This is a genomic window from Kineosporiaceae bacterium, assembly GCA_016713225.1.
GTDB lineage: Bacteria > Actinomycetota > Actinomycetes > Actinomycetales > Kineosporiaceae > JADJPO01.
This window is the reverse complement of the sequence record JADJPO010000002.1, coordinates 360,034-372,080: the sequence shown is the minus strand read 5'-3', so window position 1 is coordinate 372,080 and position 12,047 is coordinate 360,034. Positions and strand designations below refer to the sequence as shown.

At 70.9% G+C, this 12,047-nt stretch carries 8 protein-coding genes, 1 tRNA gene and 1 other RNA gene; 5 read left to right on the top strand and 5 right to left on the bottom strand.

The annotated features are described in order from the left end of the window. Nucleotides 1-314: 314 nt before the first annotated feature. Together IPK24_07830 and IPK24_07825 are read left to right on the top strand one after the other, a co-directional pair. Nucleotides 315-1,286 carry an ABC transporter ATP-binding protein gene (locus tag IPK24_07830; protein MBK8075460.1) on the top strand — a complete coding sequence of 324 codons (972 nt, stop codon included), beginning with the start codon at nucleotides 315-317 and terminating at the stop codon, nucleotides 1,284-1,286. After that, nucleotides 1,283-2,437: an ABC transporter permease subunit gene (locus IPK24_07825; protein ID MBK8075459.1), complete on the top strand. Its 1,155-nt coding sequence runs from the start codon at nucleotides 1,283-1,285 to the stop codon at nucleotides 2,435-2,437. The genes IPK24_07830 and IPK24_07825 overlap by 4 nt, the downstream gene beginning before the upstream one ends. Before the next feature lie 137 nt (nucleotides 2,438-2,574). On the opposite strand, the gene IPK24_07820 is transcribed toward IPK24_07825, so the two are convergent. From IPK24_07820 to IPK24_07805, 4 genes are read right to left on the bottom strand one after another with little or no spacing between them, the layout of a single operon-like run. Beyond that, a complete protein-coding gene (locus tag IPK24_07820; protein ID MBK8075458.1) occupies nucleotides 2,575-3,186 on the bottom strand; it encodes a DUF5063 domain-containing protein in 612 nt (203 codons plus the stop codon). Nucleotides 3,187-3,237: 51 nt separating this feature from the next. Continuing rightward, complete coding sequence (recR, locus tag IPK24_07815) at nucleotides 3,238-3,837, bottom strand: recombination protein RecR (GenBank protein ID MBK8075457.1); 600 nt, start codon at nucleotides 3,835-3,837, stop codon at nucleotides 3,238-3,240. Between the two features lie 10 nt (nucleotides 3,838-3,847). Continuing rightward, on the bottom strand, nucleotides 3,848-4,723 hold the full coding sequence (locus IPK24_07810; protein ID MBK8075456.1) for a beta-lactamase family protein: 876 nt from the start codon (nucleotides 4,721-4,723) through the stop codon (nucleotides 3,848-3,850). Beyond that, entirely contained in the window at nucleotides 4,720-7,020 is a 2,301-nt protein-coding gene (locus IPK24_07805; protein ID MBK8075455.1) for a DNA polymerase III subunit gamma and tau, read from the bottom strand. The genes IPK24_07810 and IPK24_07805 overlap by 4 nt, the downstream gene beginning before the upstream one ends. A 169-nt stretch (nucleotides 7,021-7,189) precedes the next feature. Between IPK24_07805 and ffs the strand changes: the two genes are divergently transcribed. Then, nucleotides 7,190-7,286, top strand: an RNA gene (gene ffs / locus IPK24_07800) — signal recognition particle sRNA small type. 175 nt (nucleotides 7,287-7,461) lie between these two features. Here the strand turns inward: ffs and IPK24_07795 are convergent. Then, nucleotides 7,462-9,981, bottom strand: a complete 2,520-nt coding sequence (locus tag IPK24_07795; GenBank protein ID MBK8075454.1) for a GGDEF domain-containing protein — start codon at nucleotides 9,979-9,981, stop codon at nucleotides 7,462-7,464. Between the two features lie 127 nt (nucleotides 9,982-10,108). On the opposite strand from IPK24_07795, the gene IPK24_07790 reads away from it, so the two are divergent. Together IPK24_07790 and IPK24_07785 are read left to right on the top strand one after the other, a co-directional pair. Then, nucleotides 10,109-10,193: transfer RNA gene (locus tag IPK24_07790), tRNA-Ser, on the top strand. A 165-nt stretch (nucleotides 10,194-10,358) separates the two neighbouring features. Continuing rightward, nucleotides 10,359-12,023: a GGDEF domain-containing protein gene (locus IPK24_07785; protein MBK8075453.1), complete on the top strand. Its 1,665-nt coding sequence runs from the start codon at nucleotides 10,359-10,361 to the stop codon at nucleotides 12,021-12,023. The last annotated feature ends 24 nt before the right edge of the window (nucleotides 12,024-12,047 follow it).

Sequence of the window (12,047 nt, the reverse complement as noted above, 5' to 3'; positions counted from 1 at the left end):
ACTCCAGGATGGCTCGACGCTCAACACGGCGGGGCAACCCTGCCACGCCCGGTTCGATTCGCGCACGCCGATTGGCTTCCGGACACCCCGAGGAGAGCCGAGGGAATGTGACTGTGAGCGCACGCCGGGGGCCAAGCTTACCCGGGCACCGGGGGATCCCCCGCACTCGGACCTGCTCCGCCGGCAACCCGTTTCTGGAGATCTGCTGAACAACGATCGGGGACGCAACCAACCGGCCACCCCACGCGTCACTATGACCAGAACGTTTCGATCACGGCGGTCGCCCGGCGCGCATCGCTGACCCGGGAGGGTGGATGACCACCGCCACAACAGCATCACCCCAGGACGCCGCCACCACGGGCGGCATCATCGCCCGCGGTGTCCGTCGCACATTCGGCGACGTCGTCGCGGTCGACTCGATGGACCTCGAGGTCCCGTTGGGCCAGGTCACCGCCCTGGTGGGTCCCAACGGCTCGGGCAAGACGACGCTCCTGCTGGTGTTGGCCTCGCTACTGGTGCCCGACGCCGGCGAGGTCCGGGTCGCCGGCTACGACCCGGTGACCACCCCGCGCGAGGTGCGCCGGCGGATCGGGTGGATGCCGGATGTCTTCGGCACCTGGGAGACCCTCACCTGCCGTGAGGTGCTGCAGACCGTGGCCGATGCCTATTACGTGCCCCGGGCGACGTCCGAGGCCCGGATTCCCGAGCTGTTGGCCATGGTGCACCTGGACGAGCTGGCCGACCGGCCCACCCAGGTGCTCTCGCGCGGTCAGAAGCAACGGCTCGGGCTGGCTCGGGCACTGGTCCACGACCCGGACATCCTGCTGCTGGACGAACCTGCCTCCGGGCTCGACCCGCGTTCACGGGTCGAGCTGCGCACCGTCGTCCGGCGGTTGGCCGCGAGCGGCAAGGCGGTGCTGATCTCGAGTCACGTGCTGGCCGAGCTGGACGAGATGGCCGACCGCGCCGTGATCGTCGCCGGCGGCCGCACCGTGGCCACCGAGCAACTCACCAAGCAGGTCACCCAGACGCGACCGTGGCGGGTACGAGCCCTCGATGCGGCCGCCCTGCTGCAGGCCTTGGACGCGCGGCGGCTCACCTATTCGCTGCCCGAGGCGGGCGCTGAGCGGGACGGCGTGGAGCTCGCGATCGCCTCGGACGCCGAGGCCGCCGCACTGCTGGCCGACCTGGTGCAGTCCGGTGTTCCGGTGCTGTCGTTCCAGCCCGCGGCCGGTGTGTTGGAGCAGGCCTACCTCACCCTGACCGCGGACGGAGAGCGCCGATGACCACGCAACTGCTCGATTCCGGGTCGGCCCCGGCGGCGCAGGATCGGCGAGAGAGCTTCGTCGGGGGCGTGGTCACCGTGGCCCGGCTCGAACTGCGCCAACGGGTGCGCTCGACCCGGTGGATCATCGTGCTCATCATCTGGACGGCGCTGTTGCTGCTGCTCACAGCGCTGATCCGGTGGTCGGTGTTCCAGGCCTTCGACCCCGTCGAGGTGATGGGGGCGTCTGTCGATCAGGAGGCGAGCGCCACGGCCGGACGAACCGTCTTCGGCATCGTGGTGTTCCTGGTGCTCTCACTCGGCGCCCTGGTGGTGCCGGCGCTGTCCTCGACGAGCATCAACGGCGACCGCTCGGCCGGGGTGCTGGCGATGATGCAGACCACGTTGCTCACGCCGACCCAGATCGTGGTCGGCAAACTCGCGGCCGCCTGGGCCGTGGCGCTGGCCCTGCTGGTCTGTGCCCTGCCGAACATCGCGTGGGCGTACCTGCAGGGTGGGACTCCACTGGGCCGGTTGCTGGTGGTGGTGGCTCTGCTGGCCGTGGTGCTGTTGGTGATCTGCGCCATCGGCCTGGGCTGGTCCGCGGTCGCCGCGCGGACGTCGTCCTCGGCCCTGCTCACCTATCTCAGTGTGGCGCTGCTCGGCCTGGGGTTGCCGCTGTTGTTCGCGTTGTCCGTGCCGTTGGTGTCGACGCGCGAGCAGGTGACGGTGCGCAACTTCGAGTTCAATGCCGACGGCACCACCGGACGCTGCGTGACCCAGCGCCAGGAAGAGAGCGTCTTTCACAGTGAGCGATCGTGGTGGCTGCTGGCAGCCTCCCCCTACGTGATCGTGGCGGACGCCGCGCCGCGACCCCCCGGCACCGGCATGGCCTCGGACCCGTTGACCGCGATCCGTTCCGGGGTGCGCGAAGCGCGGCTGGGCCCCAACCCGATCCGCGACTGGTGCGGCCCCGGGGCAGACCAGGAGATGACGGCTCAGACCTATGAGCAGCGGGAGGCCGCTCGGGACAAGGAACGCGAGCGGCTCGGCATGACCTGGCCCTACGGTCTGGCCGTCAACCTGCTGCTGGGTGGCGGCTTCACCGCCCTGGCGATCCGCCGCCTGCGCACCCCTGCCCGCGCCCTGCCCCGTGGCACCCGCATCGCCTGATCACGCTCATCCCCGACGGGCACGCTCATCCCCCCACGGGCGCAATGTCACATCACGCTCGCTAGACGAGTGCAACGTGACATTGCGCTCGTGGGGGGTGAGCGTGGGGGTGTGAGCGTGGGGGGACGAGCGTGCGCTCAGCCGCGGGGGGCGCCGTCCTCTTCGTGGAGGGCCTCGAACTCGGCTTCGCCGGCGGTGTCGGCGTCCACGTCGAGGCGCAGGTGACCGATCATCGACTGCAGCACACGCAGCGCACTCGTGGCCCGGGGACCCCAGGTCGACAGGTAGGAGTACTGCCACCACCACAGCGCCTCGTCGACCCGGCCTGCCTGGTAGTGACGCAGGCCGTGGGCCAGCTCGGCGGCGATGTCGGCGAGATCATCGGACAGCGACCCGCGCACCAGCTCGACGCTGGTCAGCGGGTCGACCACGTCGGCGTAGTCGTCGACACCCTCGAACAGGTTGGCCAACCCCACCCGCACCGGGTCGATGTCGGCGTCGGGCCCCGGGTCGGGCTCGAAGCGCTCGCTGGGCACGACGTCGGTGATCGCGCCGAGCCGCGCCCCCGACAACAGGATCTGGGACACCGCGAGCATCAACACCGGGATCGCGCTGTCGGGGTGGTTGCCCGCGGCGACCTCGGTCACGGCGTCCAGGTAGGTCTGGGCATCGGTGGCGGTCTCGACCCCCAACCGCCGCAGTTCCAGGACCTCCGCCTCCTGGCGGGTCCCCCTGATGGTCTTGGTCATGATGCGCACCTCTTGCCTGTGTGGCGGAACGGGCCTTCACAGCTCGTCGGGTCAGACATCGAGCAGTCGCCGCCCCTCGAAGGCACGACCCAGGGTGAGTTCGTCGGCGTACTCGAGGTCACCACCCACCGGCAGCCCACTGGCCAACCGGGTGACCCGCAATCCCAGGGGTTTGAGCAACCGGGCCAGGTAGGTCGCCGTCGCCTCACCCTCGAGATTGGGGTCGGTCGCCAGGATGATCTCGGAGATCGCGCCGTCCGCCAGCCGGGTCAGCAGCTCGCGGATGCGCAGATCGTCCGGACCGATCCCCTCGATCGGGCTGATCGCGCCACCCAGCACGTGATAGCGGCCGCGGAACTCACGGGTCTTCTCGATCGCGACGACGTCCTTCGGCTCCTCGACCACGCACAGCAGAGCCGGGTCACGCCGCTCGTCACGGCAGATCCGGCACCGGTCATCGGCCGAGACGTTGCCGCACTGGGAGCAGAACCGGACCTTCTCGGTGACCTCGGTCAGCGCCGTGACCAACCGCCGGACATCGACCGGATCGGACTGCAGCAGGTGGAAGGCGATCCGTTGGGCACTCTTCGGCCCGACCCCGGGCAATCGCCCGAGTTCGTCGATGAGGTCCTGCACCACGCCTTCGTACACAGACGTGAGCCTACGTGGTGGCACCGACAACCGACGAGGGCCGATCGAACGTCTCGATCACCACATCGCTGAACGGTGGCCACAGCTCGAGCGCCCAGGCGTCGAACGGCCGGTCCGTCAGGCAGATGCACGCGATGCCGGCGACCGGATCGAGCCAGAAGAACGTGCCCGCACCGCCGAAGTGGCCGATCGTGCCCGACGACACCCGTGACCCCGCCCAGTGGTGCCCGCCCGAGGCGGTCCGGCGCGAGAAGTTGCGCTCGAACCCGTACCCCCAGTCGCAGGGGTCGAACCGGCCCACGCCGGGCACGACGCCGTTCACGCCGGGGAACTGCACGGTGATCGCCTCGGCCAGCGTCTGCGGGGCGAGCAGCTTCGGCGCGAACAGCTCGGCGGCGAAGCGCACCAGATCGTCCACCCCGGCATGGACGGCGTGCGCCGGCGAGCCGAGCAGCTGCGCCCCGCTCATGCCGAGCGGCGTGAACACCGCCTCGTGCAGATAGGTCTCGAACGGGATGCCGGTCTCGGTCGCCAGGTGCTCAGCGGCCGCCTCGATGCCCGCGTTGGAGTAGATCCGGCGCTCCCCCGGGCGAGACAGGATCGGGTCACCGGGGTCGAAGCCCAGCCCGGAGGTGTGCGCCAGCAGGTGCCGGATCGTCGCCCCCTGATCCCGGACGGCGGGTGGCCCGGCCGGGTCGTCCAGCCCGACGGCCTCCTCCTCCACGGCGATCAACACGGCGTAGGCCGCCAGGAGCTTGGAGATCGAGGCCAGCCGGAACGCCGCCGTGGTGTCGCCCTGATGGTCCACCACGCCACCGTCGGAGGCCACGACCGCCACGGCCACCGTGGGCACCGGCCAGTCGTCGACCTGCGCGAGCACGCTCACTCGTCTCGCTCCTCGATGACCTTGCCCCCGAGCAACTGCTCGACCACCGGGCGCCCCACCATGCCGGATCCCTCGATCTCCGGATCGTCCAGGCTGATGTCCCGGTCCATGGACGCCGATACCGCCGGTCGGGGCGGCGGCGGCGGAGCCGGTCGGGCGCGCACCGGTGCATCGTCCGGGGGCGGGGGGGCGTCCTCCGGCGGCGGCTCGTCCATCGGCGGCGGGACGTCGTCGTCCGGCGGAGCTGCCGGAATCGGAGGCTCCACGTCGCGTCGGCCACCCGCGGCCGGCCCACTCGGGCGGTCCGGCCGACGGGGAGATCCGGTCGCCGAGGCCGGCTCGGACGGCGCCGCGGCCGGCGACGGGGTGTCCCATCCACCACCCGCCGGAGCCGGGCCGGAGCCGGCGGCGCGACCAGCGGACGATCCCGCGGTCGATCCCTGCCCACCACCCGAGGCAGCGGACGAGAAGCGTTCTCCGACATGGGGTTCCACCCGACAGTCCAGCCCGACCACGTCGATCAGGGCCTGCCGCAGGAACTCCTGGTGCGCGCCACGCCCGAAAGTCGAGGCGAGCCCTGCCGTGGCGAAGCCGATCAACAGCCGCGAGCCGTCGTAGTCGAGCACCTGGGCGTTCTGCGAGATCAGCGACCAGGTGGCCCGCTTGAGATGCGACAGCGTGTTGAGCACATCGGGCCACATGCGCCGGATCTGCTCGGTGGTCATCGCCCCGGCGGCCGGCGCACCCCCGGCCACGGGGCCGACCCGTTCGGCGGCAACGGGTTCGGCAGCTCGCACCGGATCGGCCGGCGCTCGCGGTGCCGTGCCGCGCGAGGTGTCTCTTGCCGGACGAGGGGCCTCGGGCCGGGCCGGCGGCCGGTGCCCGGCCTCGGGGTGAGCGGCCGGTGGGGCACTCGCCGGCACGTCCCACCCCGCGGCGACCTCCGCGGCCCGGGCCGCCGAGACGGCGTGATCCCGTTCCTCCCGTTCACTCTGTTCCTGCCGTTCATCCCGCCGGGGGGCCTGATCCCGGGCAACCGGCGCCTCGGGCCGCGGCTCGGGCTGGTGCTGGCGAGCGGCGGCCGCGGGACGTTCCGCCACCCGCTGTTCCACCGGTCGCGCCTCGCCCGGGGCGGCCACGCCGAGCCGTTTCTCGACCCGGTCGAGCCGTGCCCGCAATCCGCGTTCGGTGTCCTCGGCACCGGGCAGCAACAACCGGGCGCACAACAGCTCCAGTTGCAGCCGCGGCGAGGTCGCTCCGGTCATCTCGGTCAACGCCGCGTTCACCACGTCAGCCGCTCGCGACAGCTCCGAGCGTCCGAAGCGTCCGGCCTGGCCCCGCATCCGCTCCAGTTGGTCGGCCGGCAGGTTGCGCAACACCGCGTGCCCGCCGTCCGGCACCGCGGCCACCACGAGCAGATCTCGCATCCGCTCCAGCAGGTCCTCGACGAATCGGCGCGGGTCGTGGCCGGACTGGATCACCCGGTCGACCACGCCGAACACCGCCGCGCCGTCCCCGGCCGACAGCCCGTCGACCACGTCGTCCAGCAGCGTGGCGTCGGTGTAGCCGAGCAACGAGACGGCGAGCGCGTAGTCCAGACCCTCGGCCCCCGCACCGGCCATCAACTGGTCGAGCACCGACAGCGAGTCGCGCACCGAGCCGCCGCCGGCACGCACCACCAACGGCAGCACGCCGTGCCCCACGGCCACCCCCTCGGCCTGGCACAGCTGGGCCAGGTAGGCCTGCAGCCGCTCGGGCGGCACCAATCGGAACGGATAGTGATGGGTGCGCGAGCGGATGGTGCCGATGACCTTCTCGGGTTCGGTGGTGGCGAAGACGAACCGCACGTGCGCCGGCGGCTCCTCCACGATCTTCAGCAGTGCGTTGAAGCCCTGCGTCGAGACCATGTGCGCCTCGTCGATGATGTAGATCTTGTAGCGGTCGCGGGCCGGTGCGTAGGCAGCCCGTTCGCGCAGGTTGCGGGCGTCGTCCACCCCGCCGTGGCTGGCGGCGTCGATCTCGACCACGTCCAGACTGCCCGGACCGCCGCGGGCCAGGTCGGTGCACGAACCACACACCCCGCACGGGGTCGCGGTCGGCCCCTCGGCGCAGTTCAGGCACCGGGCGAGGATGCGCGCCGAGGTGGTCTTGCCGCAGCCTCGCGGCCCGGAGAACAGGTACGCGTGGTTGATCCGGTCCTTGGTCAGAGCGGCGACCAGCGGGGCCGTCACGTGATCCTGACCGATCACTTCCGCGAACGTCTCCGGCCGGTACCTGCGGTACAGCGCTGTCGACACGCCTGAACCCTAACCGCGCCCACCGACGACCGGCAGCCGGACGCCGAGCCTGTGGACGCAGCGAGCACACTCGGGCAACGGTCGGGCAACAGTCGAGCAACGGTCGGGCATGGGCGAGCACCGGTCGGGCTCGGCTGCGGGCCCGGCGGCAGGCTGGGCTAAAGTGGCCCCAGACCCCTCGCGTGGCGTCACCCCGCTGAACTCCCCCAGGGCCGGAAGGCAGCAAGGGTAGGCAGGCTCTGGCGGGTGCGCGGGGGGTCCTTCGCTGTCCGCAGCACGTCCGCCGAGACCCCTGCAGCACGCCGCCGAGCGAGTGCGGTCGCCTCCAGACTCCTGCGGTCACTTCCGACCGATCTGCGGTCACTTTCCGGCAGTGACATCGCTGTCATCCATTCCGAGGTGACCGCACTCGAGCCAGCGCTCGACCCGACCAGCGACCGCTCAGCCGAGCCGCGCCGCGGCGTCCGAGGGAGCCTGACGGGGCGCGGGCACCGCAGTCGAGGTCGAGGCCGGACGCATCGAGGTGGCCCAGCTACCCAGCTGGCCGATGTCGGCCAGGGAGTCGACGGGCTCCGGGCGCGCGTAGTAGAAGCCCTGCCCCAGATGGACGCCGAGTCGGCAGACCCATTCGTGCTGCTCGGCGTTCTCGATGCCCTCGGCCACCACCCGCAGACCCAGCTGACCGGCGATCCCCACCAATCCGCCCACGATCGAGCGGGCCGCCTCGCTGTGCGGCAGCACCCGGGTGAACCGTTGGTCGATCTTGAGGCCGTCGATCGGCAGATCGACCAGATAGCCGAGCGAGGAGAACCCGGTGCCGAAGTCATCGATGATCACCGGCATGCCCATCGCGCGCAGCGCCCGCAGGGCCGAGTCGGAGGCTGCCGCCTGTTCGAGCAGCTGGTCCTCGGTGACCTCCAGCTCCATCCGGGACGGCGCCACGCCTCGCCGAGCCAGCAGGTCCCCGAGCTGGGCGGGTAACCCGGGAGAGACCAGAACCTCGGGCGGGATGTTCACCGCGATCGCCACGTGCGGGGCCGAGGCCGCCAAGGCATCAACCGCCCGCTCCAGCACCCAGGTGGTGATCTCCGCCATCTGCCCCGTGCGCCGGGCGAAGTCCAGGATCTGCGCCGGGGGGCAGACGGTGCCGGTGTCGTCCACCCAGCGCAACAACGCCTCGGCCGTCTCCACCCGGTCCCCGGGCAGCGCCACCAACGGCTGCAGATACAGCTCCAGCGAGCGGTCCCGCAGCGCCTTCGAGACCGCGACATCGGTCGTGGCGCGGGTGAGTGCCGCGCGAGCCAGCTGAGGCTCGTACCGCACCCACGGCCGGCGGCGACGCTTGGCGTCGTACATCGCCAGGTCGGCCTGGCGGATGAGTTCGTCGGGCAGCAGGCCGGCGGTGCCCAGCGCGATGCCGATACTCGCCCCGAGCTGGTAGATCCGACCCTCGATGTCGAACGGCTCGGTCATCGACCGGGCGAGCGCCTCGGCCACGTGCTCGGCGACCTCGCGCCCTCCGGCCAGCACGGCGACGAACTCGTCACCACCGAGGCGCCCGACCAGATCGCTGTCACACATCTGGCGCCGCAACCGCTCCGCGACCTGCTTGAGGACCTGATCACCGACGGTGTGTCCGCTCGTGTCGTTGACCTGTTTGAACCTGTCCAGATCGACGAACAGGACGGCGCACGGCTCGTCCGCGCCGATCATCGCGGCGATGCGCGAGAGCACTCGGCTGCGGTTCACCAGGCCGGTCAGCGGGTCGTGATAGGCCAAGAAGTGCAACCGCTGGCGCAGCCGATCGCGTTCGGTGACGTCGCGAACGGACGTGAGGACCTCGTGCTCGCGCAGCGAGAGGGCGGCCTCGAGTGTCAGGTGCCCGCGCCGTCCCTCGACCAGGACCGAACCACCCTCGGACTGCAGCCGGACGACTGCCGCGCGGAAGGCCTCCTCGGTGACGGCCATCGCCGTCCAGACCGGGTCGCCCTCGACCGCGGCACCGTGGCCGAGGACGTGATCGGCGGCCGGACTGACGTAGTTCAGCCGGCCGTCCAACGAACTGATCATGATGACGTCGGTGGAGTCGGCGAGCAGGCTGCGGTAGTACCGCTCCCGCACCCGCAGGTGCTCGGTGATCTGTCCGAGCCCTCTCAGGGTCAGCACCTGCCGGGTGATCAGTGCCGCCAGACAGAGGCTTCCGACGAGGTAGACGAGCGGACGGTTGAAGCGCGGTTCCACGACCAGCCCGGGCACGATGGCGATCAGGGTCGCCCCGCTCAGGACGTAGGGCAGGAATGTCGAGCGCGGACGCGGCGTCCCGATCGAGACCGGCTGGGCAGCACGGGCCAGGAGCAGGGTGAACACGCCTCCGGCCAGGTAGGACGCCGTGAACGCCAGCGCCGGCAGCCACGACGCCAGGCGAAGGGGGGTGGAACTGTCGAGCGCGACCACCACCCAGCCGAGCCAGTGCAGGACGGCGCACCCCATGAAGGCCACCAGGCGGGGCACGGACTGCAGCTCCGGGAGGGCGTCACACATCGCCCAGACGACGTAGATCGCCCATCCGGTGACCAGCACCGCGATCAGGTCGGTGGCCACCGGGTCGGCCAGCGCGTCCGGCACGACCAGCACCAGGGCACCGAAGGTGATCAACAGCGAGCAACCGGCGATCATGGCCGCATCCAGGACCACTTCGAACCAGTTGGTCAGCACGGTATGACTCAGCGCCAGCATGCCGACGACGAGGCTCGCCGCGGCGGCCATCGTGGTGGTGCCGAAGGGGGCAGCGACCAACAACCGCAGTGCATCGCCCAGCACGATGGTCGCCAGCAGCAACGGGACGACGAGCAGCAGCCGCCGATTGCGGATATCCGGCGTCTGCAGGCCGATCAGGCGCAGATAGGCGATCGAGCCGGCGCCGAAGACCAGCCCCCCGGCGAGTAGCAAGAGGGGCGTCACCACGGCACCGCCGTCCCGTCGTCCTCGGCCCACTGGCGGTTCACTCTGGGGGCATCGGCAGGGCAGCCCGCGGCCTTCAGCACAACGCGTTCACGGGGTGCGGCGGCGCGACTGTAGACTCCCCGGCGGAGGATTCGCCTAGTGGCCTAGGGCGCACGCTTGGAAAGCGTGTTGGGTTAACACCCTCAGGGGTTCAAATCCCCTATCCTCCGCCGAACCGGTGCCCCGACCAATGGTCGGGGCACCGGACGTTTGGTGCCCCGAAAGGGTCAAGTGCCACTGCCGCGGGCCGACAGTTCACTCAGGGCCGGATCACACCGCCCTGCCATCGAAGGGCAGCGCAGGGGCTGCTCGACGCGGCCGACCTAGGCGAGCGGATGACAACCAATGCCACGCCGTCGGTGGGCCCGACGGCGCTGGGATCGCTGACGACGACCGGATCGATCCCCTCACCCCGCACGCCTCCGGAAACCCATGTCGCCCTCGGGCGACTCCTCGATGACGGGGCCATCACACACCCCAAGCTCTCCGAGGTGCTGCACCTGCTCGACCTGGCGACCTTCGGGGACCGCAGCGGGCTGGCCGAGCTCACCGACCGGGCCGAGCGGACCGCGACGACACACGGCTGGATCGATCTGATCTGGTACTCCCAGCTCATCCGGGCCGAACTCAGCCGGCGCCAGGGTGACCTCACCGCCGCGGCCTCGCTGGCCAGACCGGTGAGCAACTGGGCGATCCAGGCGGGCCAACCGCTGGTCCGTGCCCGAAGTCACCAGGTGCTCTCGGTGATCCACCGTGTCATCGGCGATGAGGGCGGTTGCCTCACCCAGGCGATCCTGTGCCTGCAGCACCTGCCGCCGGAGGCACCGAGCTGGATGCGGGCCGTTCACGTGACGACCCTGGGGACCGCCCTGTTGATCACCAGGTCGGTGCCCGAGGGGCAGGCCTACATGCGGCAGGCGCTCGACCTGGCGGAGGCCGCCGGGCGACCCGACCTGCACATGATGGTGCTCAACAATCTCGCGTTCGGCCTCTACCTGGCCGGCGAGCAGGCCGAGGCGCTGGCCGCCACCGAGGACATGCTCACCCTGCACCGCCGCTGCGGCGGCACTCTGTTCGCGCACTATCGCGACACCCTGGCCCGGGTGCGGATGCTGTCGGGCGACCTCGTCGGAGCCGAGGAGGCCTTGATCGACGTGGTCACCGACCCCTATGGCATCTGCGTCAACGAGGCCGATGGCCTGGCTGCCTGCCTGGTCACCCTGGCCGAGATCCAGCGACTCACCGAGCGGGTACCTCAGGCTCAGGCCACCCTGGACTGGTGCCGGGCGCTGGCAGACGCCCGGGGGTTGGTGACCTGTTCGACCTCGGTCACCCGGGAGCAGGCACGCCTGTTCGCCAGCCAGGGCGAGTATCGCCAGGCCTACGAGGAGCTCTGTCGCTACCTGGAGGCCTTCGAACGCCTGGTGGGGTCCCAGCGAACCGTCCGGGCCCAGGTGGTCCACGCGCTCTATCAGGTCGAGCAGACCGCGCAGGAACTGGACCAGTTTCGTGAGCTGGCCTGGCGGGATCCGTTGACCGGGCTGCACAACCGGCGGCGGGTCGACGAGGAACTGCCGGTGTTGGTGGCCCGTGCCTCGCAACAGGATCGCCCGTTCTCGGTGGCCCTGTTCGACCTCGATCACTTCAAGCAGGTCAACGACCGATGGTCGCACCAGGTGGGTGACGCCGTCCTGCAGCGCATCGCCGGCCTGGCCACCGCGGCTGTCCCGGAGGGGGCCACGGTGGCCCGCATCGGTGGCGAGGAGTTCCTGGTGCTGCTGCCCGACACCGATCTCGATGCGGCGCGCGAGGTCGCCGAGCGGCTGCACGCCCGAGTTCGCGAACACCACTGGGGCGATCTGGTCGGCCGCACCCCGATCACGATCAGCGTCGGACTGGCCAGCTGCGACGGCAGCAGCCGGCCGGCGGCGGTGATTGCCCGGGCCGACGGACATCTCTACGCCGCCAAGCGATCCGGGCGGGATCGTGTCGTCGGCTGAGCCAGGTCGGTCAGCCAGGTCGGT

Excerpts from the sequence above, each read along its gene's own strand:
- IPK24_07825 (MBK8075459.1), top strand. The coding sequence starts at position 1,283 with ATGACCACGCAACTGCTCGATTCCGGGTCGGCCCCGGCGGCGCAGGAT.
- IPK24_07785 (MBK8075453.1), top strand. The coding sequence starts at position 10,359 with ATGACAACCAATGCCACGCCGTCGGTGGGCCCGACGGCGCTGGGATCG.
- IPK24_07820 (MBK8075458.1), bottom strand. The coding sequence starts at position 3,186 with ATGACCAAGACCATCAGGGGGACCCGCCAGGAGGCGGAGGTCCTGGAA.
- IPK24_07830 (MBK8075460.1), top strand. The coding sequence starts at position 315 with ATGACCACCGCCACAACAGCATCACCCCAGGACGCCGCCACCACGGGC.